Genomic DNA, 25,170 nt, shown 5'->3' on the forward strand with positions numbered 1-25,170 from the left:
TGTAGCCATTGATACGATTGATGCTCGAAGACATTCCACGCTCACGCCCTCATACGCCGCTGCTCGACTCTATCGACGAGCCAGCCCAACTGCGCGCGCTTGACGAACGCCAGTTGCCCGAACTCGCCAACCAGCTGCGCGAATACCTGTTGTACTGTGTCGGCCAAACCGGCGGACACTTCGGCGCCGGTCTCGGCGTGGTGGAACTGACTATCGCCCTCCACTATATCTATAACACTCCAGAAGACCGCTTGGTGTGGGATGTAGGCCACCAGACCTACCCGCACAAGATTCTCACAGGTCGCCGCGAACAGATGCTCACCATGCGCCAGCAGGGCGGCCTATCAGGCTTCCCCAAGCGCAGCGAGAGCCCCTACGACACTTTCGGAGTCGGTCACTCCAGTACCTCTATCGGCGCGGCCCTGGGTATGGCCCTGGGCTCCCCCGATGAGCGTAAAGTCGTAGCGGTTATCGGAGACGGCGCCATGACCGCAGGTATGGCCTTCGAGGCGCTCAATCACGCATCTCATACCGGTCGGGATATGTTGGTTGTTCTCAATGACAACAGTATGTCGATCTCGAAAAACGTCGGCGGACTGGCCACCTATTTTGCCAAGATCCTTGCCAGCAAGACCTACCTCAATATGCGCGAGGGCAGCCGCAAGATCCTGTCTGCGATACCCAAGGCCTGGCAGCTGGCACGACGTACAGAAGAGCACGTCAAGGGCATGATTACCCCTGGTACACTTTTCGAGGAACTGGGATTCAACTATGTCGGCCCACTGGACGGCCATAATATGCACGATCTGGTGCACACCCTGCGCAACCTGCGCAGCCAGCCAGGTCCCCAGCTACTGCATATAGCCACTACCAAGGGCAAGGGCTTCGGTCCGGCGGAGGCCGACCCTGTCGGATACCATGCACTGAACAAACTGGAACCGGAGAGTAAAGTTCAAGTTGCAGTGCCAGGCAAAAAGAAGCTGCCCAAATATCAGGATATCTTCGGCCAGTGGCTGTGTGACACTGCCGCCCAGGATGAGCGGCTTATAGCTATTACACCCGCCATGTGTGAGGGCTCCGGCATGGTGGAGTTTTCCAAACGTTTTCCACAGCGCTTCCAAGACGTAGCCATTGCCGAGCAGCACGCTGTTACTCTCGCCGCCGGCCTCGCCTGCGAGGGCCAAAAGCCGGTTGTAGCCATTTACTCTACTTTCCTGCAGCGCGGCTATGACCAAATGGTGCATGATGTTGCCATCCAAAACCTGGATGTCACCTTCGCCATCGACCGCGCCGGCCTTGTTGGTGAAGATGGCCCAACCCATGCAGGCAGCTTCGATCTGACCTTTATGCGCTGCCTGCCCTATCTCGCCATCGCAGCGCCCAGCGACGAAAACGAGTGCCGCCAGTTACTGTATACCGCCTACTGCCACAATGGCCCCGCCGCTGTGCGTTATCCGCGCGGTACCGGCATGGGCGCTACGATCGAAGAAGAGATGCGAGAGCTTCCCATCGGCAAGGGCCGTTTACTCCGCGAGGGCAGCGGCGTGGCGATATTGAATTTCGGTACCCTGCTAGCCCCCGCTATGGCAGCTGCGGAGCGCCTTGGCGCCACTCTCGCCGATATGCGCTGGGTCAAACCATTGGATGAGTCGCTCATTGACGAGCTGGCGGATAGCCACCAATTGCTGGTGACCATCGAAGAGAACACCATTGCCGGTGGAGCCGGCAGCGCAGTGCTTGAGTACCTTAATACTACTGCCAGAACCATGCCTGTATTGCAGTTAGGTCTGCCAGACCAAATTATCGAGCACGGTAAGCATAAGGACCTGCTTGCCGGAATCGGTCTTGATGCTGCCGGAATTGAAGAGCAGATACATCGCCGACTGCAGATACTTAACCAACACAACTTCAAGGGGCGCACGGCAGCGGCCAACTAATCGGGTTCGTTCCAGGACCTTCCCAGTCCAACGAACCAATAACTTCAATTGTGTGTCCAGCTTTATTCAGGTACTGCGGGCGCGACCGGGGCTTTTTACTGGCCCTTTTTCTATCAATTTCTGCTTGGATTCGGGGGAAAGATGTCGTTTTTTAAAAAAGCCCTTGTCACTTCCATAGGCCTGCTTGCCAGTTTCAGTGCTACCGCCATGGACCAGAAAGCTTTCAGAAAGGCCTTTAAAGCCCTTCCCTCTGAGAATGCCTCGGAGCAGTTGATAGCTTTGCAAGACTTCCGCTACCGGTGGATTATGGAAAGCTATCCCAGCATGGCCACCTACGAAGGCTACCCCGGACAGAATGACCGCTGGGTGGACAACTCAAAGAGAGGCATCGAAGTTCGGCAGGAACAGACCCGTCGACTTTTAGGTGCTACTCGCAATCTAGATGCCAGCGAGTTGCCCGAAAAGCAACAACTGGACTACCAGTTGCTTTACCAGGATTTACTCGGTGAAGTAAAAGGCTTCCAGTTTCCCGATCACCTACAGCCTGTGACCCATATGAGCGGTATCCAGCGCAGCGTGCCAGCTGTGCTAATTAGTATGCCGCGCCGCTCGGTGGCCGATTACGAGGATATCCTGGCTCGATTGGAGAAGCTGCCAACCCTGGTTGAGCAAACCCAGGAATTGATGCGTGAGGGGCTCAGGAGGGAAATTACTCCACCACAGATTACCCTGCGTGATTTACCGAGGCAGATCCGCGCCCTGATTCCAGCAATTCCGGAACAGAGCCCGCTGCTCAAGGTCTTCGCAGACATGCCAAAGGGCATTCCGGTTGCCAGGCAACAGAGCCTGCGCCAACGTGCTCTGGATATTTACAACAAGCAGTTAACGCCGGCCTGGCGGAAAATGGCTGAATTTATCGAGCGTGACTATATCCCCGGTGCGCAGAAAAATATCGCTCTTAGCAGCCGCAATGACGGCCTGCGCTGGTACGCCTATAAGGTTGAGCAAAACACTACTACAGAACTAAGCCCTGAGGAAATCCACCGCATAGGCTTGGCCGAAGTCAAGCGTATCCGTGCAGAGATGCAAGCTGTCATGCAAAAGACTGGCTTCCAGGGAGACTTCAAGGCCTTTACCGAATTCCTGCGCACTGATCCACGCTTTTACCACACCAGCCGTGAGGCCCTGTTAAGAGACTACCGGGATATTGCCAAGCGCATCGATGGCGAGCTGCCCGCGCTGTTTGGCACCCTGCCCAGATTGCCCTATGGAGTTAAACCCATTCCCAGCTACTCGGAGCAGTCACAAACCACGGCCTATTACCTGCCAGGCTCCAACGAGGCTGGCCGCGCAGGTATTTTCTTTGCCAACACCTACAACCTGCCCAGCCGGCCCAAGTGGGAAATGGAGGCGCTGACGGTACACGAGGCAATGCCTGGCCATCACTTACAGATTGCCCTGGCCCAGGAGCAAAGTGATATTCACCCACTGCGACGTATGGCTCTCTATACCGCTTTTGTGGAAGGCTGGGGCCTCTACTCCGAGAGCCTCGGATATGACCTGGGTTTGTACAAAGATCCCTATAGCGAGTTTGGTGCACTGACCTACGATATGTGGCGCGCCGTGCGCCTGGTTGTAGACACCGGCATGCATCAACTGGGCTGGAGTCGTGAACAGGCAATTGGTTATTTTATGGAAAATAGTGCCAAGCCTCTGCACGATGTCACCGTGGAAATTGACCGCTACCTGGTTTGGCCAGGACAGGCACTGGCCTATAAATTAGGGCAGTTAAAAATTAAAGAGCTACGTGCAAAAGCAGAAGAAGAGCTAGACAATAATTTTGACATCCGCAGCTTCCACGACGTCCTTCTTGGCGCCGGCGCGCTGCCCTTAAATATTCTCGAGACACGAATGAACAGCTGGATTGAAAGTCAGGGCTCTGCATCGGCTCAGGCTTCTCCCCCAGCAACATCGCAAGCATCGGCGGGCTAGAGAAACTAAAAGGGCAGGAATTCCCTGCCCTTTTTTTATGACTGAAGTCTCCGCTAAAAGCCCTCTAATCACCACTCGGAAGATACTGACAAATATATTGAGCGTGGCTCCCCTGGAAAGTATCTGTCCCCAACAAAGCTGCTGTAGTCCGCTCGCTCTGCGTAGGCCTTATTGGTAAGGTTTAACGCCCTTATAGAAAGAGCCCAGCGATCAAATACCCACTCGGCCCGCAGGTTCAATAAATTGTGCCCGGAATATTCATGCTGATTTTGGGGATCTGTGAAGTAGCGCGCCTGATGTAACCATTCCAGCTCAGCGGTTATCTCTTGCCGGGGTTGCCATTGCAGGCGATAGCTACCGAAAGCCCTGGGGGCTGAATCCACAAGATTACCATCCAGTAACACTCCCTGCAGCTCTCGCTCATCACGGTAGCGGTGCTCCGCATAACTGGAGGATGTCTCCAGTCGCCAGCTCTGGGCAAATGCATAGCCAAGCGCCATCTCCACACCGCGATGTGAGGTTTTCCCACTGGATTGGTTAAAGTACTCCGTATCCCGAAAAATTACATTGCGCTTGCGCATTCCATAAGCCACAAGTTCATAGGAAAGGTGCTCTTTAAGAATTCGCACCCCCAGTTCAATACTGCTGATTTGTTCAGAATCCAATTCGGCAACAGTTTGTTCTCGCTGTAAACGATAAAGTTCTGTTGCTTGGGGAACCCGATGTCCTTGGGCCATATTGACAAAAAACTGCAAGCCAGGTTTGAGATCGTAAGTAGCTCCTAGTTTGGGCGACCAATTCTGGAAGCTGTCTTTGCGGTCTTCTGGCCGGCTAAACCTACAGCCACCAAAGCCACAAGGGAGACCATCCTCGGCCGTACGGCCAGACAGCATTTTATTGTTGTAGTCATACTGTACCGATTCTAAACGTACGCCGCTGTAGAGCTTTAAAGTATCGGTAGCATTCCAGGTAGCCAAAGTAAAAGGGGCAACGCTATAAGCATCTACTTGATAGTCATAGTGCTTACCTACGGGGATAGTCTCCCGTAAAAAAACCGATCCCTCTGTTGGCTCTTTCTGGAGTTCTCGTAAATAGCCTTGGGTAAATTCCATATCTAGCCCCATTACTATTTCCAGGTTGCCTGCCCTGGTAAAGAAATAGCTGCTTCGCAGGCCGATACTCTCCTGGCCATTTTCTTCCAACGCCTGCCCCGGTAAATAGTGCTGTAGAAAACGCATATCTGTTTTTCTAAGGTAAGGGGCCAGTGATAGCTTTTTTCCCGAGCCCAAATCAATATCGAGAGTAGAGTAAAGCCGTACCGCGGAGGCATCGCGGAATGCTTCTGGGTTCGGGTTTTCCCTGTCCCTCCGATCATCTCGATAGACATTGTGTCCTTCGATATAACCCGCTGTTTCCTGATTTAAATTCGTGACTGCCAGACGAGAACGGATCTGTGTCTGCGCTGTAGAAACAGAGTGCAAAAGACTGAGCTTTTGCTGGTCATAACCAGAGTGGTCCCTATAACCCCCATCAGATGCCAGGGAAAGATCTGCTCGTACTCTGCCTTCGTTAGAAAGATCAGATTCAGCTGAAATACTGGTTCGATAGTAATCATGGGGGCCACCTTCAAAACCTAAAGTTCCAGAAAAGGCTTTTGTATTTTCTTCAATTTCCGGACTCAGAATATTCACGACACCATGCATAGCGTTGGAACCATACAGAGTGCCGGCTGGTCCGCGAATAACTTCAACTCGCTGTGCCACTTCACTATGGGATTCAAACAACTCATTTATATTGCAGAATCCATTTGCCCGCAGAGGGATGCCATCCTCCATTGTCAGCACACTGCCACAGGCTCCAGCCCCTGACAGTACTGGCGAACGCAATGCGGGCAAATATTCCAGACCGTTGCCTCTTGCCACATTGGCCCCAGGGACTCGCGCTAAACTTTGCTGGATATGATTGTGCTTAATCAGCTTTAATTCCTGACCGGCAACCATAGAGAAGCTTTCAGGATACTCCTGAAGCTGTTTTTCAACACGACTAGCTGTAACGACGACAGACTCGATATTCGCTTGGTCGGACCAAGCCACCTGGCTGACCGACAATAGTATTAGCCCCAGACTCTTGATTTTTTTTAACATGCTTCCAGCTTGATTCTCCTTCGATTACAGTCAACCATACAGGACCTGAGCAGAGTTTTCCCATTCTCTCCCTTCCCACTATCAAATTCCCCTTTCCGCCTTAGCCTATCAAGCTCCCAGTCAAAACCTGTGCCAATGTAAAAACACGCAGTAGCGACACCCCACCGGCATATTAGTCGATCAATTTTCTCTAAACTCTTAAGTAAAGTGGCAGTTAGCTATTCTCCGACCTAACCTCCAAAAGGAGAATGAAATAGGAATTTTTTAAAAATTACGTTTTAAAGAGGAAAAGCATGGCCTGGTTCTACCTATTGTTGGCTGGTCTTTGTGAGATTGGTTGGGTACTGGGGCTGAAAATATCCCAGGAGGTATCTACCCGCCTGCTGGGTGTTGTAATGGCTGTTGTGTTTATTGGCCTCAGCGGATTTTTACTGTGGTTGGCCCAGCGGGAAATCCCCATTGGAGTTTCCTATGCGGTTTGGACAAGTATCGGTGCGGCCGGTGCCTTTCTGATGGGAATCGTTTTCTTTGGTGAGACGGCCAGCCTCGGTCGATATCTCGGGGTACTGCTAATTATCGTCGGGGTTGTCACATTAAAACTGGCTCGCTAGCTTACATAACAGTTTTGAAGGGCAGCTAATGCTGCCCTTCTATCCCTGGTTGCATACCACTTATAAAAATTAGAGATTCAGGAGTTACTTTCAATCCTCCCCGTGATACTTGCGCTTACGCGCCTGGTTTTGCACAGATCGATACATCTGGGATAGCGCTCTCTCCCCCGCCCGTTTCTGCGCCAGAGTTTGACCGTTACGGCTTAGTTCCTGTTGCAGTTTTTGCCAATTGCGCAAGCGCCGATCATCCAACGAACCGCCCGTTATCGCCTCTTGTACCGCACAGCCTGGCTCTGACTGGTGCTGGCAGTCAGAGAAGCGACACTCCCTGGCCAAGGCCTCAATATCGGAGAAAGTCTCCGCCACGCCACCTTCAACATGCACCAACCCCAGCTCCCGCATTCCAGGGCTATCGAGTAACAGCGCCCCCCAACTCAGGGAGTGAAGAGAGCGTTTCCGTGTGGTGTGGCGCCCTTTGCTGTCAGCTTCACGAATGGTCCCAGTCTCAGCCAGAGATTCGCCAGACAGCGCATTTAGCAAAGTGGACTTACCCACTCCAGAAGAACCTAACAGCGCGATAGTTTCCCCAGGTAAGCACCACTGGCGCAGCTGTGCCACGCTCTCTCGATCCAGACTATTTACCATTGCAACAGGTAATTCACCGAATGGGCGCAATGCTTGAAGAAAAGAGGCAGTATCTTCACACAGGTCGGCCTTAGTCAGTATCAGGTGGGGGCGGCAACCGGACTCCCGTGCCAGAGCCAAATAGCGCTCAATACGTGAGAGGTTAAAGTCCTCATTCAGGGACGAAACAATAAAAACACTATCGACATTGGCGGCGATCATCTGCACCTGATGCCCCCCAGGTGCCATGCGCTCAAACTGGCTGCTGCGGCTCAACAAACGCACAAAATATCCACTGCTCTTCTCTAACAACAACCAATCCCCCACCGTCGGCAAATTAGCCACAAGACTCCCGGTTAGGGGAAGGGACACAGCCCCCTGCTCGCCGGCCAATTCCAGGCGACTGCGGTGTACAGCCGTAACCCGCAGCGGCAAACACTGTTCGAGTTCTTCGAGCGTCAGCTGCTGTTGGAAAAAAGACTTCCAACCGAGCTTTTGTAGCAGAGAAGCTTCCCGCTCAATTTTGATAGATGGGGATTTAGTGCCGAATCTGTTAACAGACCGGCGGGTAAAGTGAGATTTACTCAAGGTTGAAACCCTCTGGGCGCAACAAAGCACCAAGCGACCGCAGATACGCGGCCAACAGAGCTTTCTCAGGGAAAGCCCGACGTCTAGGAATCTATCGCCGGGCGTGGGCAGCTGGAGGCTGCTACTGGACCCGACGGAGGGTTGCAACAATCATCAATCATCCTCCGCAGTTATTGAATTCTGGATTCCGCCAGAGTACCTGGCGGGTTATGGGCAAATTAGCACTACCCGGGGATAGGAGCAAGGATAATCCCGGGAAGCCTCTCAGTAATTGCCCCGCCACAAAAAGCAAAGCCGGCAAAAGCCGGCCTTCGAATCTGATTACAGCGAGTGCATCACCTTTCTCGACTCACCATAACCCGATCAGTTGAGTATAGATCCGGCTTTTTCTTTCGCCATCGCGTTTACTCGGGAAACATCTTCTCCTGCGGGTGTTTCCACCAAGTGACGAATTTATAAAGGTTTTATGACACCCCCAACTACCTCTCCCAGACCTCCACCTCCTCGGGGTGGGAGGCCGTCAATGCGTGACTGCGATTCAATACCAACTGAGAGAACCGCAACAAGTACAACAAAAAATGGGAAGCGCTATGCCAACAACAAAATTTACAGGACCCGGCACAAGGGCGGGGCTGATTCTGGGGGCAGTTTTCTGCTCCATCCAAATACCGGTTTGGGCATCTGACACACCAGATCCCACAGAGGTCAATATTCCCGGCAACCTACAAAGCCAACTGGGCTGCGATGGCGACTGGCAACCAGGTTGTGTCGCCACCCTGCTCCGCTATGACAGCGAAGACGACAAATGGCAGGGCAACTTTTGGATACCCGGCGGCAACTGGGAGTACAAAGCCGCTCTCAACAACAGCTGGGATGAAAATTATGGCTGGGGCGGCCAGCGGGACGGCGGTAATATTTCCCTTAGCCTGGATGAGGCCCGCGAAGTTAAATTTATCTACGACCACGAGAGTCACTGGATCACCGACAACCACAATAGCGTGATCGCCACTGTAGCCGGCAACTTCCAATCCCTGCTGGGGTGCCCGGGAGACTGGCAACCCGGTTGCCTGCGCAGCTGGATGCAGTATGCCGATGGAGATGGCACCTACACCTTTATCACCTCTGCGCTGCCTGCCGGTTCCTATGAATTCAAGGTAGCCCTGCACGAAGGCTGGGAGGAGAGCTACGGCAACAGTGGAGCCAACGTCAGCTTTACCGTGGCCGTCGATTACGACGAAATCTATTTTGCTTTTGATTCGAATAGTAAAGAAGTCACCGTCAGCAGCGACGGCTTCGCCAAGGGTGACCTGAGCAGCGATAAAGCGCACTGGGTGGATACCAGCAGCTTTGCCTGGGATATCCAGGTGCAGGAAGGTGCAAAGGTTAAATTGCACTACAGTAACAGCGCCGAGCTAAAACTGGAGGACGGTGATATCCGTTCCGATGGCACCATCGATCTCACCCCTCTCGCCACCCTGCCCGACAGCGCCCAACAAAAATTCCCACACCTGGCCAGTTTCAGTGCCTGGCAATTGCCAGGGCAGGCCTCCATCAGTGATCTGGTCACCCAGCAGCTCGCCCTCGCCGCTTACGATGCGGAGGGCAACTTACTGGATGCGACTGGTGTGCAGATGGCAGGTGCGCTCGATGATCGCTTTTACTACGACGGTGAACTCGGTGCCCGTGTCGGCGAGGAGAGTATCCAACTCGATCTTTGGGCACCCACAGCACGGGCAGTAAAGCTGCACCTGTTTACAGACTCCAGCAGTCATAGCGCCGATCAGGTGGTATCCATGCTGCGCGATGAATCTACCGGGGTTTGGAGTGCCGATATCGATAAGCAGTGGGACCGCAGCTTTTACCTCTACGAGGTCGAGGTGTACTCCTACTTCAGCCGCCAGGTTGAAACCAACCTGGTCACCGACCCCTACTCCCTGAGTCTCTCCATCAATAGCGGCAAAAGCCAGATCGTCAACCTGGATGACCGGGACCTGAAGCCGCGCGGTTGGGACCGCCTGCGCAAGCCCCAGTTAACCCAGCCGGAAGATATCAGTGTCTACGAGCTGCACGTACGCGATTTCAGTATTGCGGATCAAACTGTCCCCGAAGCAGAGCGCGGCACCTTCAAGGCTTTCACCCGCAAGCACAGCGACGGCATGCGCCACCTCAATAAACTGGCCCGCGCCGGCCTCACCCATATCCACCTGCTGCCGGCCTTTGACTTTGCCACAGTCAATGAGGATCGCACGCAGCAGCAGCAAACCCCGGACCTCTCAGACTACGCATCGGACAGCAGCGAGCAGCAGGCCCAGGTGGATTCTGTTCGCGATACCGATGGCTTTAACTGGGGCTACGATCCATTGCACTACACGGTCCCCGAAGGCAGTTATAGCAGCGCCCCCGATGGACCTGCGCGCATTCGCGAATTCCGTCAAATGGTGCAAGGGTTATCCCACTCCGGCCTGCAGCTGGTGATGGACGTGGTTTACAACCACACCAGCTCCTATGGCCAATACGACAACTCCGTACTCGATAAAATCGTCCCCGGCTATTATCACCGCCGCAATCTGGAGGGCGGTGTGGAAATGAGCAGCTGCTGCGCCAACACCGCCAGTGAGCACGCCATGATGGAAAAGCTGATGATCGATTCCCTGGTCACCTGGGCCCAGGCCTATAAGGTGGACAGCTTCCGTTTCGATCTGATGGGACACCACAGCCTCGACAATATCCTCAAGGCGCAAGCGGCATTGCAATCACTGACCCCGGCAGCCGATGGTGTCGATGGCAACGCTATCTACCTGTACGGCGAGGGCTGGAATTTTGGCGAGGTGGCTGACGATGCTCGCTTTGTACAGGCCCGACAGGGCAATATGGCGGGCAGCGGTATAGGCACTTTTAACGATCGCCTGCGCGATTCCGTGCGTGGCGGCAACCCCTTCGGAGGCTTTGAGGAGCAGGGCTTTGGTACCGGTCTGTTCACCGACAGCAACGGCAAGTTTGAGGGAGAAGATGAGCGTGCCACACTGCTAACCCTGACAGATAAAGTCCGCGTTTCCCTCGCCGGCAACCTGGCGGATTATCCTTTTGAAGATGCCAACGGCAATATCATTACCGGCAGCGAGCTGGTCTATAACGGCCAGCCCACCGGCTATACCGCCGACCCGCAGGAATCCATTAATTATATTGCCGCCCACGACAACGAGACGCTGTTCGACGGAGTACAGATCAAAGCCAGCGACAGCGCCGACTTGGCTGAACGAGTGCGTATCCAGGCATTCAGTAATTCCCTGGTTCTGTTCGCCCAGGGAGTGCCGTTTATCCACGCAGGCCAGGATTTCCTGCGCTCAAAGTCGATGGATCGGGACAGTTACAATTCCGGTGACTGGTTTAATGCACTGGACTTCAGCCTCGCCACCGATAATTGGGGTATAGGTTTGCCTATCGCCGATAAAAACGAAGATAACTGGTCCCTGATGCAACCTTTACTGGCAAACCCGGAATTGGCTCCCGAGCGCCGGCACCGCTTGTGGAGCTCCGCTCTATTCCGCGAGCAGCTGGCGATTCGCAACAGCTCTCCTCTGTTCCGCTTGTCTGATGCAGAGTCCGTAGAGGCACACCTCAATTTCCTCAACACCGGACCCGGCCAGATTCCTGGGCTGATTGTGATGGAGTTATCCGATGCCAATGGCAACATCGATCGCCGCTTTGAACGTATTGTGGTGCTGTTTAATGGCGATGACGAATCATTAGAATTTAGCAGCGAAAACCTCATTGGTGAGTACCTGTTCAAGCACCCACGTCAGCGTCGCTCTGTAGACTCACGCCTGTACAAAGTGAAATTTGATCGGAGCAGCGGCACCTTTACTCTGCCCGGCCGAACTACCACAGTATTTGTGCAGCCACGCCGCAGATATTAATTCTCCACAGATTAAAAAAGGCCGGATTTTCCGGTCTTTTTTTGGATTTTTTAGAAACTTTTTTCCGGCTCTCACCAAGTAATAAACCCATAATTGTCATATTCCGCAGATTGATTTAGCTTGTGCTTAAATAATAAATAGGTACACAAATCATGAAGCGTTTCCTTCTCTGCGGTATCGCAGTGACTCTTTTCTCTTCCTCAGTGCTGGCAGAAACCATTATCCACGCAGGCACACTCCTCGCTGTTCCCGGTAAAAAACCTTTAAAAGAGCAAAGCGTAATAATCGAGGATGGCAGGATTACTTCCATCAGCCCTGGTTATGTGAACAGAGATGATGCCGAAGTCATTGATCTTAGGGAAAGCTTCGTAATGCCGGGCTTAATGGATATGCACGTTCACCTGCAAAATGAGCTGGGACCCCAAAATGATTCCGAAACCCTTAAGATGTCCATGCCACTGACCCAAATGCGCTCGCAAATGTTTGGCATGCGTATTCTGAAATCTGGTTTCACCACTGTGCGCGATGCGGGTAATAGCGGTGAAGAAATGTATGCAATGCGCGATGCAATCAACAATGGCTGGGTAGATGGCCCACGTATTATTGCAGCCGGCGGAGTGGGTATTACCGGAGGGCATGCAGATATCAGTGGGGTCAGCCCCGAGTTAATGGCGTTGCATGACGACAAAACCAGAACTGTATGCGACGGCCCCTACGATTGCCGCCGTGCGACCCGTCATGCGATCAAATACGGCGCTGACTTTATCAAGATTACCTCTACCGGTGGTGTACTTACCGATCGCGCTACAGGTACCGGCCAGCAGATGGAAATGGATGAGCTAAAAGAGGTGGTCCTGGCAGCCCAGCGTATGGGGCGCAAGGTAGCCAGTCATGCGCACCAGGAAGAAGGCATTATTGCCGCATTGGAGGCTGGTGTAGACAGTATTGAGCACGGCACCTACGCGGGCCCCCGCGCCCATAGGCTATTTAAAGAAACCGGCGCCTACCTGGTTCCGACCCTTCTCGCCGGTGATACCGTGGTACAGCTGGCAAAAAATACCGATGTTTTATCTGAGGCTCAGAAGGAAAAAGCCATACGTGTTGGCACGGACATGCGCGGCAATTTCCGTAAAGCGGTCGATGCCGGAGTAAAAATTGCTTTCGGCACCGACTCAGGTGTATCCAAACACGGCATCAATGCCCGCGAGGCGGTCCTGATGAGTGAAGCCGGTATGGATAATATGGCCATCCTGCAATCCGCTACCGTTAACGCCGCCGACCTGATCGATATGAGCGATTCACTGGGCACCATTGAGTCCGGTAAGTATGCCGATATTATCGCCACCGATGGCTCGCCACTCGATAATATCGATGAACTTTTAGATGTGGATTTTGTGATGAAAGGGGGCAAGGTCTTTAAGAATTAAAAGCCTCTGAATAGTTTAAAACCGAGTTTGAAATATCCGAACTCAGCTTTAAATAATTTCTACAAAATAAAAAAGGCCGGATAACTCCGGCCTTTTTTATTGGGATACTTAAAGAGAAGTGAAAGTTAGTTTCCCTCTTTTCCTTCTTCACCCTCATTTTCAATCAAATGACCAAGCTTACCTTTCTTGGTGGACAAATACTTGGCATTGTGGGGATTGCGTCCGGATTGGTGCGGCAAGCGCTCAGTCACATTAATCCCCAAATCCTCCAACGCTTTTACTTTGCGCGGGTTATTGGTCATCAGACGAATAGCATGGATTCCCAGGTGCTCGATCATCGCTTTCAGAATAGAGTAATCCCGCATATCAGCACCAAAGCCCAACTGCTCGTTGGCTTCCACCGTATCCGCACCACAATCCTGTAGGTGGTAAGCGCGAATCTTGTTTAAAAGGCCGATGCCACGACCTTCCTGGCGAAGGTAAAAAATCGCTCCGCGCCCTTCCATCGCAATGCGATGCATCGCATGCTGTAACTGGGCACCGCAATCACAGCGCAGTGAGAAGAGCGCATCTCCGGTCAGGCACTCTGAATGAATGCGGGCTAACAAGGGTTCATTGGTGTCGAAATCCCCCATAGTGAGCACCACGTGCTCTTTACCGGTTTCCACTTCCTCGAAACCGTGCATCTCAAACATTCCCCAGGATGTGGGCAGCTTTGAGGACTCTACATATCGAATGGTCAACTTAATACCTCTTCAATTCAGTTCCGAGCACGCAATATCAGTACGCCACTCTGCTGTTCCATATCTACCCGCCCCAGAAAACTGTTTCCCAAAAGGACGACACGGGGAAAATCATCAGAGTGCACAGTGGCCGCGACATTGTGCAGTTTAATACCGCCGATAGTGACACTGCTGAGATTTATCAGGTATGCACTCGTCATCCCATTTGCAGTAGAAATGGGTATTTTTCTAGCTGAGCTGAGGTTCAAACCCAGGCGCCGCGCAGTAGGATAATTGATTGCGATACTGGTTGCTCCAGTATCCACCATCATCGGCACCCGCATTCCATTCACCCAAGCATCTGTACTGTAGTGACCTCGGCTATCAGCGGAGAGCCGCACCTCCGCCTTATCCGCTTTGGCATAGCTCGCCGCTATAGGTGCATCCAGGGTGAGTTTCTGTTCTCGACCAGCAACATTGATACGTGCGTGGCTGCTAGTTGTCTCCAGGAGAAGGACGCCTTCAGGGGATTTATCACCACTTTTCAAAATTCGCTGGCGACCATCGATTTCCAATAAGGCTCTATCGCCGAACAGGCCTCTCAATTGTACCTGCTGTGCTCCTACCTCGGCGGTAATCAGAAAGCCAAATAAGAACAGTATGTAGCTGCGCATCGCGTCTTCCTTATCCCGCTAGGCTCCCAGTATCCAGGCAGTCAGTTGCAACACCAGACCTGCGTAAACGGCAGCAAGTATATCGTCCAGCATAATCCCGATGCCACCTCGCACTTTCTTATCAGCCCAATTGATGGGTGGGGGCTTTGCAATATCAAATATGCGGAAAAGCACAAAGCCATACAGGGCCCACGCCCAACCTGCAGGGGCCAAAAACATGGTAAGCCAGTAACCCACCATTTCATCCCAGACTATCCCACCGTGATCATGGACACCCAGCTTGCGAGCAGCTGCACCGCATAAATAACAGCCCAGCAGGCCCGCCAGAAGAACAATCCCTAAATACCAGGCTGGCGACAACCCCTGCATTAACCACCAAAATGGAATCGCAACTAAAGTGCCGAAGGTGCCAGGCGCCTTTGGAGCGAGGCCGGAACCAAAACCAAAGGCCAGTAGCATGGTGGGGTCACGCAGGAGCTGGGGAAAAGTCGGGTTCTTTCCACTCATAGTGTTTGTATCCAAGGCCTCTAGTGGCGTTCTCTACTCATTAAAAGTGCCAGTTCAAAAGTGTTGGTAGCCCTTTGACGGCGCTTGCCAGGGCTCACCATTGTGCCAGCAACGCACTTCGGCAGCGCCAGCACTTAGAGTCCCAATAGCAGTCACTCCTAGCTCCAGCTTTTCCACTGATTCCACCTTTTCCGGGGGCACAGTAAAACAAAGCTGGTAATCATCGCCACCACCAGCAGATAAAGAAAGGGCATTCGCACCAGCAAGTGACTGCGCTATGGGAGAAACAGGCAGGCGCTCCAGATAAATATCAGCGCTGACGTGGCTGGACTCACAAATATGGGCCAGGTCTGCTATCAAGCCATCGGAAATATCTAAAGCGCTGCTGGCGAAGTCAGAAATCGCTGCCGCAGTGGCGAATTGCGGCTCGGGAAAATAAAAGGCGTGCTCAGCCTGATGTTGCACCTCAGCTGGCACCCGCTGATCACCGAGAATTACCGGCAGGGCAGCAGCTGCCGCCCCCAGAGGGCCACTAACATAAATAGAATCTCCACAACCGGCACCATCACGGCGCAATGGCCGGGCAGTCTGTCCAATCACCTGGATAGTAATCGACAGAGGACCGGCTGTAGTGTCTCCTCCCACCAGGGAAACGCCAAACTGCGCAGCGGTTTGCAGTAAACCACTGGAAAATTTGCGCAACCAGTTAGCGTCACTTTCAGGTAAGGTAAGCGCCAGAGTAAACCAGAGTGGCCGGGCATTCATGGCAGCCAGGTCACTGAGGTTAACCCGCAGCGCTCGGGCAGCTATCGCCGCCGGGTCGGCCTCGGCGGGAAAATGTCGACCCGCCACCAAAGTATCCATAGACGTAGCCAATTGGCCCTGGCTGGGAACCTGTAGCAAAGCGCAATCATCACCAATTCCCAGAACCACACCCTGCCCTTGCGGAGCACTGGCAAAAAAGTCACGAATAATTTCAAACTCGCCCGGAGCAGCTCCCATTTTCTGCTTCAGGCTTTCTTGTCCGCCGCCACTTCTGGCGCACGCAGATCCGCAGCTGTTTTATCCAGGATGCCGTTAATGAATTTGAAGGCATCGGTAGGACCAAATTTTTTCGCCAAAGCTACAGCTTCGTTAATGACAACTTTGTAGGGCACATCAATACGATTTTTTAATTCGTAGGTGGACATACGCAGAAGGGCTCTGGAAACTGGGTCGAGCTCATCCACTTTACGGTCCAGGTGCGGAGTGAAAGCACTCTCAACTTCGTCCAGATTCTTGGCAACACCGTGGAAAATATCGCGGAAATATTCCACGTCGGCCTTGCTCATATCATTGTCAGCATGAAACTCAGCTTCAATCGTATTAAGGCTGGCGCCGGCAATCTGCCACTGGTAGAGCGCCTGCATGGCGTAGTGACGCGCCTTGCGGCGAGCGGATGCAGTTACGGTCATTGTTTTTTCCGGTAGATACTTCACAGAATGGGGGTGCCGGCAAAATAGGCCGGCACTTCGGCAATTTAAATTTTGCCGAGCAGGGAAACCATTTCCAGAGCCGTCTCGGCAGCCTCACAACCCTTGTTACCAGCCTTGGTGCCGGATCGCTCAATCGCCTGTTCGATAGAGTCCACGGTAAGCACACCAAAAGTTACCGGGATACCGGTATTCAGTGATACCTGGGCCAGGCCCTTGGTGCACTCGCCAGCCACATATTCAAAATGTGGGGTGCCGCCACGAATCACCGCTCCCAGGGCAATAATGGCATCGAACTTCTTAGTCTCAGCCAGTTTTTGAGCGGCCAATGGGAATTCGAAAGCACCCGGCGCATAGTAGATAGTGATATCTTCATCCTTGATGCCCTTGCGACGCAGGGTATCCAGTGCACCATCTTTCAGGCTCTCAACGACAAAACTATTCCAGCGACTGACCAACAGCGCATACTTGCCAGTGCTGCCGACAAAATCCCCTTCGATCACTTGAATATTATTCATAATTTCCAGTCCATATTTCTTTCTATAACGCCGGTACTTGTCGACGTTACAGCTCTATTTACTCTTCGGCGTTCAGGTACTCTTCCACTTCCAATTCAAATCCGGAAATGGCACTGAACTTAAACGGTGCACTCATCAGGCGCATCTTGCGTACCTTGAGGTCACGCAGTATCTGAGAACCTGTGCCCACCTGCTTGTAGACCAGGTCCTGGCTGGGGCGCTGCTGCTTGCCGCTGATCAGCCAGTCGATACTTTCCTCAATCTCTTCGGTGGTTTCGTTGTGGCAGATAAGCACCACAACGCCTTTACCTTCTTTCTCAATACGCTGCATTGCGCGGCGGAAAGTCCAGGGGACAAATTTTTCGTCGCCTCGGCGAATTGTGAGTACATCACGCAGTGTATTGCCCACATGCACCCGCACCAGAGTCGGCTCTTCCGGAGTGGGATCCCCTTTAATAAATGCGAAATGTCTCTCCCGTCGTGCTTTATCGAGATAGGTGCGCAATTTGAATTCACCGAATTCGGTACGCACTTTGCGCTCATTAACACACTCAACGGTCTTTTCATTCAAAGCGCGATAGGTAATCAGGTCGGCGATAGTACCGATCTTGAGATCGTGTTCCTTAGCAAACTTTTCCAGATCCGGGCGGCGCGACATAGTGCCGTCTTCATTCATGATCTCAACGATCACAGCGGCGGCCTCAAAACCCGCCAGACGCGCCAGATCGCAGCCTGCCTCGGTATGGCCGGCGCGGCTCAATACGCCACCAGGCTGGGCCATAATCGGGAAAATATGGCCGGGTTGTACGATATCACTGGGCTTGGCATTCCTGCCCACTGCGGCGCGTACGGTGCGCGCTCGATCTGCAGCAGAAATACCGGTAGTAACCCCCTCAGCAGCCTCAATAGATACGGTGAAGTTTGTACTGAACTGGGCACCGTTTTCCCGCGACATCAGCGGCAGGTCCAGTTGCTCACAGCGCTCCTTGGACATGGGCATACAAATCAGTCCGCGGGCATGGGTAGCCATAAAATTGATGTCTTCGGCGCGTACCTGCTCCGCCGCCATCACCAGGTCACCTTCATTCTCACGATCTTCATCATCCATCAGGATCACCATTTTGCCCTGGCGGATATCATCGATCAGTTCTTCAACCGTATTTAATTCCATTGTTAACTCTGGATAAATTTATCAATTGCTAATTGAGCGGCTATCCCTGCTATTCACTCCCACCCGCCCTCACTGGCGCGGCATGCCGGGATGAAACCGGCTAGCGCTTGTAAAACCCATGCTGGGCGAGAAACTCAAGAGTCATACCCTCATCGCTGGATTTGGCTGCTTTATCACCGAGTAACAAGCGCTCCAGATAGCGTGCAATAAGATCTACCTCGAGGTTGACCCGGGTACCTGCGCTGTAGCTTCCCATAATGGTTTCCTGCAGCGTATGCGGCACAATCGTCAGTTCAAACTCTGCACCATCCACCGCGTTGACTGTGAGGCTGGTGCCGTCAACAGTGATCGACCCTTTGTGCGCAATATAGCGGGCCAGATTTTCCGGCGCGCGCAAACGAAAGCGCTCGGCCCGGGCCTCGGATTTGCGCCACACAACCTCACCAATGCCATCCACATGGCCACTGACAATATGCCCACCAAGGCGGGTTTGCGGGGTGAGAGCTTTCTCCAGGTTAGCTCGATCGCCTTTTTTCCAGCTACTGACACTGGTGACGTCGAGTGTCTCTGCAGAGACATCCGCCCAGTAGCCATCGCCAGGCAGATCCACTACTGTCAGGCATACGCCATTGGTTGCGATACTGTCCCCAAGCCCGACATCGGTAAGATCCAGCTTGCCACTCCTGACGCGCACACGCAGATCTCCCCCTTGGGGCTGCAGCTCGGCGATTTCACCAACAGCTTCAATAATTCCGGTAAACATCAGCGCTCAATATCGGTAGTTGCAGTGATACGCCAGTCGTGACCGACGGCGCGCATATCAGTGATCGTGATCGGCAGCACCGAGCCCATACGCTCAATTGGCAGCTCGAATAGCGGCCGCGCCGTGCTGCCGAGCAGCTTGGGAGCCAAATAGACTATCAGCTCATCTACATGGCCGCGATATAGGAACTCACCGGAGAGGGTCGCACCACTCTCCACCAGGATCTCATTACATTGGCGTCGCGCCAGCTCCTCGAGCAGAGCGAGCAGGTCCACCCTCCCCTCTTTGTCCTGTGGCAGAATGATGACTTCAGCACCTGCCCGTTCCAGGCGCTCGCGACGCTCCGGGTCCGCACGCTCGGTGGTGCACACCAGTGTGGGGGCATCGCCCTGTAAAATAAAGGCTTTTGCCGGGGTGCGCAGCTGGCTATCAACAATCACCCGCAGTGGCTGTACCTCAGCTGCCTGTTCAGCAGCGAGCAGCTCAAGGGCCATTTCATCGGCGCGCACATTTAGGTTTGGGTTGTCGAATCGCACTGTTTCTACACCGGTCACAATTGCGCAACTGCGTGCCCGTAAACGCTGTACATCGGCACGCGCCGCAGGTCCGGACACCCACTTGGACTCACCACTGGCCATCGCCGTACGTCCATCCAGGCTCATCGCAGATTTACTGCGCACTAGGGGAAGACCCAAAGTCATCCGCTTGATAAAACCCGGATTGAGCGCGCGGCACTGATCCTCTAAAAGAGGCCCCTCCACTTCTATATTGGCATCGCGTAGTTTTTGTAGCCCCTTGCCACCCACCCTGGGGTTAGGATCCTGCATTCCGTATATCACACGAGAGACACCAGCTTCGATCAACGCCTCAGTACAAGGGCCAGTGCGACCAGTATGGCTACAGGGCTCCAAGGTCACATAGACCGTAGCACCCCGGGCTCGCTCTCCTGCATCGCGCAGGGCTTCAATTTCTGCATGGGGCTCACCAGCACGTTGATGCCAGCCCTCGCCGACAACAACACCCTTACTATCGGTGATCACACAACCCACACGGGGGTTGGGCATAGTGGTATACAGCCCACGCTCCGCCAGTTGAATAGCTCGGGCCATCAGGGATTGGGGTGTATTTACAGCCACTTGAATCATTTCCGTTGGGTTTCCTTACTGGTCAGGCGCTCAATCTCATCACTGAAGTCACTGACATCCTCAAAGCGCCGATAGACCGAAGCAAATCGCACATAGGCCACCTGGTCCAATTCCCGCAGCTGCTCCATAACCAGTTCACCAATAGCGCGCGCCGGCAGTTCGCGCTCACCAGTCGCCTGTAAAGCATGCTTGATTTGAGATACTGCAGATTCTACCCGCTCAGTGCTGACCGGGCGCTTTTCCACCGCACGCTGAATACCCGCACGCAGCTTATCCTCGTTAAACGGTTCGCGTTGACCGTTTTGTTTGATTACCCGCGGCAGAAGCAATTCCGCTGTTTCAAAAGTGGTAAAACGCTCGTGACACTCAAGGCATTCGCGCCGGCGGCGCACTTGGTCGCCCTCGGCCACCAAGCGGGAATCGACTACTTTGGTTTCTTCTGCGCTGCAGAACGGACAGTGCATGTGGGATCGTCCCCAGGGGAGTGGAAAATGGGCCGCAGTTTACCACAGCCGTTGCACTGTGTGTCTGCGCGACGCACCGCACCGGTGCAGTCGGCCAGACAGATTAAGAACGGGCATGTACTTCCATAAAAAAAGCGGCCAACAAGCCGCTTTTTTAACTGGAAGAGCTATCAGGCCTTCTTGTACACAGGAAATTGCGCACAGATTTCAAGAACCTTCTGCTTCACTTCGGTAATAGTGGACTCTGCATCACCCTTTTCCAAGGCATCGAGAATGTCACAAATCCAATGAGTCAGTTGCTGGGTTTCCTTCACACCGAAGCCACGGGTAGTAATCGCCGGGGTCCCAACACGCAGGCCGCTGGTGATAAATGGAGAGCGCGGGTCATTGGGGACTGCGTTCTTGTTCACCGTAATGTTTGCATTACCCAGGGCCTCATCAGCATCTTTACCAGTGTATTCTTTACCAATCAGGTCCACTAGCATCAAGTGGTCATCGGTACCACCGGAAACGATATTGATACCACGATCCAGGAAGGTCTCCGCCATTGCGCGAGCATTCTCTACCACCTTCTTCTGGTAAGCCTTGTATTCAGGGCTCATCGCTTCTTTAAAAGAAACCGCTTTGGCTGCAATAACGTGCATCAGCGGGCCACCCTGACCACCGGGGAATACGGCGGAGTTCAGCTTCTTCTCAATTTCTTCATTGGCGCGCGCCAGGATAATGCCTCCGCGTGGACCGCGTAGGGTTTTGTGAGTCGTAGAGGTTACTACATCCGCATGGGGAATCGGCGAAGGGTACTCTCCAGCAGCAACCAGGCCAGCAACGTGTGCCATATCGACAAACAGGTAAGCACCAACCTTATCCGCAATCTCACGAAAACGAGCCCAATCCATTACACGGCTGTATGCAGAGAAGCCGGCAACAATCATCTTAGGCTTGTGCTCGAGAGCCAAACGCTCCACTTCCTCATAATCTACTTCGCCAGTTTCCGGGTTCAACCCGTATTGGACCGCGTTGTAAATCTTGCCTGAGAAGTTGACTCGAGCACCATGAGTCAGGTGACCACCATGGGCCAGACTCATTCCTAAAACGGTGTCTCCTGGCGCGCATAACGCCTGGTAAACCGCAGAGTTAGCTTGAGAGCCGGAGTGAGGCTGCACATTGGCATAATCGGCACCGAAAAGCTCTTTGGCGCGCTCAATCGCCAAAGTTTCCACCTTATCCACATACTCACAGCCACCGTAGTAACGCTTACCCGGATAACCCTCTGCGTATTTATTGGTCAGGCTGCTGCCCTGGGCTTCCATGACTTGCGGGCTAGTGTAGTTCTCGGAGGCGATCAGCTCGATATGATCTTCCTGGCGAGAGTCTTCTTCCCGAATGGCTTCCCAGATTTCGGGATCGTAAGAAGCGAGTGTGACTGATGAATCAAACATGGTGTTCCCTCGGTAATGCGGGCTGAGTAGAGTTTTGTGTAGCTCGGTACCACTTTGCTCAGGTCTTACAGCTTGGCTTCTGGCGCCAATCGGGCCACATGGACTACTCAAAGAATCCTGAGCATTTTAGAAAGGCGCGCATTGTACACCAAGGGCAAAGGGATTGCGCAAAAACGAAAACGCGGCCATTTGGCCGCGTTTTCTTTTAGCCATATCGGCTTAGAACCTCACAATCAGGGAGCCAGACCAATAATCCACATCCGCCTCAATAAAAGTGTACTCAGTTTCAAAGATGACTTTCTCTGACAGCTTGAAACCAGCTCCGATACCAGCAGAGGCACCGCTGTCGGAATACTCACCAAAGTAGTCTACATCCAGTTCCTCATGGAGATAACCCAGACGCCCTTTCATGTAAATATCACCTTGCGTGCGATAAGTAGCATATAGCGCCTGCGTGGCGAGGGAGTAGTTCTCATCTCCCCAGTAATAGTCATACTCACCCTCAACCAGAGAGTCAGTAAGCTCAACTTCAATTCCCCAGCCTGAGTTCGAGGTGTAACCAGCGCGGATACCGGCATTAAGGGGACTATCTCCACTGGCATCAGTATTCATCACACCGAAAACACCACCGACATATGCACCTTCTGCCTGTGTAGTCGCTGAACAAACCAAAGCCGCAGCTACAGCCAAAACCTTAAAATTAAAACGCATCATCTTCCCCCTACCTCTGAAGATATAAAAACGGGCGGATTATAGGGGGGTATGCAATGTATGCAAGCACTTACTTAAACGCACTATAAAAAGCCAAGTGTGAAATAGAAAAATCACTAGAAGTACTTAAGACGCGGGCGCCAAATGTAAAATTAGGCCTCGCTACAATGTCACCTGTTGAAAAATTAAAAGCGATAACTAAAAGCCCCGGACAAAAATCCTACATCTTTTTCGAGGATGGTGTACTCCAGCTCAAAATTACTACTGGCACCAAGAAGAAATCCAATACCTGCCCCAGCAGTAATACCAAAATCGTCACTGTTATCAATGCCCACGGTGACATCCTCATATAGCAGCCCCAAACGCCCTTTGAAGTAGATATCACCAAGTGTTCGATAAGTTGCATAGCCAGCCAGACTATACATATCCACATCCACTTCTTCCCCAAGGACTTCTACCTCACCACTTATCAAGGAGCCAATATATTCAACTTCAACTCCCCAGCCCGATACCAGGGAGTAGCCAGTTCTCAATCCAACCCCCGTGGGATTATCAACCCCCTTGAAGTCAAAATTCATTGTCCCGACAGCAGCCCCCCAATAACCCCCTTCCGATAATGCCGCAGAAGACAATAGTGAAAGAATACCGGCGACTATAAATTTTGTAATTTTTTCCATGGATATTCCCAAATTTGCCAAACGCTTAACTAATTAATAGTGAAATAACCACTCTTATCCTGTCCACCATCCAAATATCTATAACTATATTTCACTTAGATCAATACAAGCGGCATGAAATAAATAGTCATACTCATGAAAAACATAAAATATCTATTCAAATTCTTATGAAGAGCAATCAGTCGAAGATTAGCGCAAAAGAAAAGAGCGGATTTGAATTGAAAGTAGGCGTGGATTAGTAAACGGTCAAATTAATATCCATCAATATTATTCAAAATAATACCAATGACTGACTAACCAGTAGATTTAACCGACAAAAACAATGTTCCAAATTAATATTGCTTTCAATCATTACACATAAGGAGCGGGGGAAGCAGTAAAAGAATAGGTATATTGCATTATATTCCTCTCTTCATCCTACAAACTTTTCCTCACTTGATCCAAATCAACTCTCGCTTGCTCATCCCAGCAACAATATAGCCAGAAACTGATCGCGGAGGTCTGGGATGAATACCATCTATCGGCAACTGTGCTGTGACCACAAACATATGCAGCAAATGCTCAACGCTTTTGAGCAGTTATTGCTGGATCTATTTGGACGCAGCGACCGCGACCCCAACACATTGACGTTAATACTTGATGCGCTGGATTATTTTTCGGTCTACCCAGATAAATACCACCATCCAGTTGAGGACTTGATACTTGCCCGTCTCCTGACCAAACCAATACATGGGCGGGATGCCATCTATGAGGCACAAATGCAACACGAGCAAATTGCAGCTGCAACCAAACATATGTGCGCACTATTTTATGCTGTTGCGAATGATGCGATGGTAGAGCGAAGAGTATTACAGGGCGCCAGTAACAACTATTTACAACTTCAGCGCAGCCATATCAGCCTGGAGAATTCAGCGATTTTTCCCCAGATAGAACAATACCTAGACGCTGAAGATTGGAAGCAGATAAACAAACAAGTCGCGGAAATCAAAGACCCGCTTTTTGATGAGAATGCAAAAAAAATCTACGAATCTTTGCGTAACTACCTGGTACAACCAGAAACCGCAGAGAAAGCCCTCGCTTGAGGTGTAAAAAAATTACTACTAATGAATCAAAGGAGGAAGCATGAAAACTAAACGCCACGGCATTTCAATTGGCATGGAGCGTATTGATAATGATTTCTTTCTCTATATCAAGGCAATTGGCCAGTTGACCCATGAAGATTATGAGCATATTACGCCATTACTTGAGTACGCCCTCGAAGGCGTAAAAAGCCCACAAGTACAAATGCTAATTGACCTCAGGGATTTCGAGGGGTGGGGATTACATGCAATTTGGGACGAATTCCAACTAGCATTAAAACACGGCAATGAATTCTCCCGGATCGCCGTACTTGGGGATGAAGAGTGGCAGGAAATCGCCACCAAAGTAGGAGGATGGTTTATGAGTGGTGAAGTGCGCTACTTCGAGGAGCAGCACAAGGCCATGGATTGGCTGTCACAGGCAACAGAAAAAAAAGTTGAAAAAAGTGAGGCCAGGGAAGATTTAGCTTTCTCCACACACTCCTGATAAGTAGTGGATTAAGGGGGCGTTTTCGCCCCCCTTTTTTTGTCACTAATTTTAACTATCCACCTCGTGCATGAAAAAGTGACCCAACCCTCTAGGAATAA

22 protein-coding genes are annotated in these 25,170 nt (G+C 52.1%); 7 read left to right on the top strand and 15 right to left on the bottom strand.

Features of this window, described 5'->3' with window-relative positions:
• Positions 1 to 20: 20 nt before the first annotated feature.
• Together dxs and ACJJJB_RS16070 are read left to right on the top strand one after the other, a co-directional pair.
• Positions 21 to 1,937, top strand: a complete 1,917-nt coding sequence (dxs, locus tag ACJJJB_RS16065) for a 1-deoxy-D-xylulose-5-phosphate synthase (RefSeq protein WP_353375654.1) — start codon at positions 21 to 23, stop codon at positions 1,935 to 1,937.
• 141 nt (positions 1,938 to 2,078) lie between these two features.
• Entirely contained in the window at positions 2,079 to 3,929 is a 1,851-nt protein-coding gene (locus ACJJJB_RS16070; protein ID WP_445365148.1) for a DUF885 domain-containing protein, read from the top strand.
• Positions 3,930 to 3,997: 68 nt separating this feature from the next.
• Here ACJJJB_RS16070 and ACJJJB_RS16075 read toward each other — a convergent pair whose 3' ends face one another.
• Positions 3,998 to 6,073, bottom strand: a complete 2,076-nt coding sequence (locus tag ACJJJB_RS16075) for a TonB-dependent receptor (protein ID WP_445365149.1) — start codon at positions 6,071 to 6,073, stop codon at positions 3,998 to 4,000.
• A 293-nt stretch (positions 6,074 to 6,366) separates the two neighbouring features.
• Between ACJJJB_RS16075 and ACJJJB_RS16080 the strand changes: the two genes are divergently transcribed.
• Complete coding sequence (locus ACJJJB_RS16080; RefSeq protein WP_020414519.1) at positions 6,367 to 6,684, top strand: DMT family transporter; 318 nt, start codon at positions 6,367 to 6,369, stop codon at positions 6,682 to 6,684.
• Positions 6,685 to 6,774: 90 nt separating this feature from the next.
• Here the strand turns inward: ACJJJB_RS16080 and rsgA are convergent, their stop codons facing one another.
• Positions 6,775 to 7,896 carry a ribosome small subunit-dependent GTPase A gene (rsgA, locus tag ACJJJB_RS16085; RefSeq protein WP_445365150.1) on the bottom strand — a complete coding sequence of 374 codons (1,122 nt, stop codon included), beginning with the start codon at positions 7,894 to 7,896 and terminating at the stop codon, positions 6,775 to 6,777.
• A 590-nt stretch (positions 7,897 to 8,486) separates the two neighbouring features.
• Here rsgA and pulA point away from each other — a divergent pair.
• Both pulA and ACJJJB_RS16095 read left to right on the top strand, forming a co-directional pair.
• A complete protein-coding gene (gene pulA, locus ACJJJB_RS16090; RefSeq protein ID WP_445365151.1) occupies positions 8,487 to 11,813 on the top strand; it encodes a pullulanase-type alpha-1,6-glucosidase in 3,327 nt (1,108 codons plus the stop codon).
• Between the two features lie 152 nt (positions 11,814 to 11,965).
• Entirely contained in the window at positions 11,966 to 13,240 is a 1,275-nt protein-coding gene (locus ACJJJB_RS16095) for a metal-dependent hydrolase family protein (protein WP_020414516.1), read from the top strand.
• A gap of 125 nt (positions 13,241 to 13,365) precedes the next feature.
• Here the strand turns inward: ACJJJB_RS16095 and ribA are convergent, their stop codons facing one another.
• From ribA to ACJJJB_RS16160, 13 genes are all read right to left on the bottom strand, one after another.
• Positions 13,366 to 13,983: a GTP cyclohydrolase II gene (gene ribA, locus ACJJJB_RS16100; RefSeq protein ID WP_445365152.1), complete on the bottom strand. Its 618-nt coding sequence runs from the start codon at positions 13,981 to 13,983 to the stop codon at positions 13,366 to 13,368.
• A gap of 17 nt (positions 13,984 to 14,000) precedes the next feature.
• Positions 14,001 to 14,636, bottom strand: coding sequence for a retropepsin-like aspartic protease family protein (locus tag ACJJJB_RS16105; protein WP_020414514.1), 636 nt, complete (start codon positions 14,634 to 14,636; stop codon positions 14,001 to 14,003).
• Positions 14,637 to 14,654: 18 nt separating this feature from the next.
• Positions 14,655 to 15,143 (bottom strand): phosphatidylglycerophosphatase A family protein, encoded by a 489-nt coding sequence (locus ACJJJB_RS16110; RefSeq protein ID WP_020414513.1) that lies wholly within the window; start codon positions 15,141 to 15,143, stop codon positions 14,655 to 14,657.
• 54 nt (positions 15,144 to 15,197) lie between these two features.
• Positions 15,198 to 16,145: a thiamine-phosphate kinase gene (thiL, locus tag ACJJJB_RS16115; protein ID WP_020414512.1), complete on the bottom strand. Its 948-nt coding sequence runs from the start codon at positions 16,143 to 16,145 to the stop codon at positions 15,198 to 15,200.
• 8 nt (positions 16,146 to 16,153) lie between these two features.
• A complete protein-coding gene (nusB, locus tag ACJJJB_RS16120; RefSeq protein ID WP_020414511.1) occupies positions 16,154 to 16,597 on the bottom strand; it encodes a transcription antitermination factor NusB in 444 nt (147 codons plus the stop codon).
• Between the two features lie 65 nt (positions 16,598 to 16,662).
• On the bottom strand, positions 16,663 to 17,133 hold the full coding sequence (gene ribH / locus ACJJJB_RS16125) for a 6,7-dimethyl-8-ribityllumazine synthase (RefSeq protein WP_020414510.1): 471 nt from the start codon (positions 17,131 to 17,133) through the stop codon (positions 16,663 to 16,665).
• A 58-nt stretch (positions 17,134 to 17,191) separates the two neighbouring features.
• A complete protein-coding gene (gene ribBA, locus ACJJJB_RS16130; protein ID WP_020414509.1) occupies positions 17,192 to 18,304 on the bottom strand; it encodes a bifunctional 3,4-dihydroxy-2-butanone-4-phosphate synthase/GTP cyclohydrolase II in 1,113 nt (370 codons plus the stop codon).
• A gap of 100 nt (positions 18,305 to 18,404) precedes the next feature.
• The gene (locus ACJJJB_RS16135) at positions 18,405 to 19,067 is read right to left on the bottom strand and encodes a riboflavin synthase (RefSeq protein ID WP_020414508.1); all 663 of its coding nucleotides are present in this window, start codon (positions 19,065 to 19,067) and stop codon (positions 18,405 to 18,407) included.
• Positions 19,067 to 20,212 (bottom strand): bifunctional diaminohydroxyphosphoribosylaminopyrimidine deaminase/5-amino-6-(5-phosphoribosylamino)uracil reductase RibD, encoded by a 1,146-nt coding sequence (ribD, locus tag ACJJJB_RS16140; protein WP_020414507.1) that lies wholly within the window; start codon positions 20,210 to 20,212, stop codon positions 19,067 to 19,069. Before ribD ends, ACJJJB_RS16135 begins: the two co-directional genes overlap by 1 nt.
• Entirely contained in the window at positions 20,209 to 20,676 is a 468-nt protein-coding gene (gene nrdR, locus ACJJJB_RS16145; RefSeq protein ID WP_444946126.1) for a transcriptional regulator NrdR, read from the bottom strand. Before nrdR ends, ribD begins: the two co-directional genes overlap by 4 nt.
• Positions 20,677 to 20,846: 170 nt before the next feature.
• Positions 20,847 to 22,115, bottom strand: coding sequence for a serine hydroxymethyltransferase (gene glyA, locus ACJJJB_RS16150; RefSeq protein WP_020414505.1), 1,269 nt, complete (start codon positions 22,113 to 22,115; stop codon positions 20,847 to 20,849).
• 219 nt (positions 22,116 to 22,334) lie between these two features.
• Complete coding sequence (locus ACJJJB_RS16155; protein ID WP_083922772.1) at positions 22,335 to 22,829, bottom strand: outer membrane beta-barrel protein; 495 nt, start codon at positions 22,827 to 22,829, stop codon at positions 22,335 to 22,337.
• A 182-nt stretch (positions 22,830 to 23,011) separates the two neighbouring features.
• Positions 23,012 to 23,503: an outer membrane beta-barrel protein gene (locus tag ACJJJB_RS16160; RefSeq protein WP_445365153.1), complete on the bottom strand. Its 492-nt coding sequence runs from the start codon at positions 23,501 to 23,503 to the stop codon at positions 23,012 to 23,014.
• A gap of 506 nt (positions 23,504 to 24,009) precedes the next feature.
• Here ACJJJB_RS16160 and ACJJJB_RS16165 point away from each other — a divergent pair.
• Both ACJJJB_RS16165 and ACJJJB_RS16170 read left to right on the top strand, forming a co-directional pair.
• Positions 24,010 to 24,585 (top strand): hemerythrin domain-containing protein, encoded by a 576-nt coding sequence (locus ACJJJB_RS16165; protein ID WP_020414502.1) that lies wholly within the window; start codon positions 24,010 to 24,012, stop codon positions 24,583 to 24,585.
• Positions 24,586 to 24,625: 40 nt separating this feature from the next.
• The gene (locus tag ACJJJB_RS16170) at positions 24,626 to 25,069 is read left to right on the top strand and encodes a SpoIIAA family protein (protein WP_445365154.1); all 444 of its coding nucleotides are present in this window, start codon (positions 24,626 to 24,628) and stop codon (positions 25,067 to 25,069) included.
• Positions 25,070 to 25,170: the final 101 nt, after the last annotated feature.

This window comes from Microbulbifer variabilis (assembly GCF_052468405.1).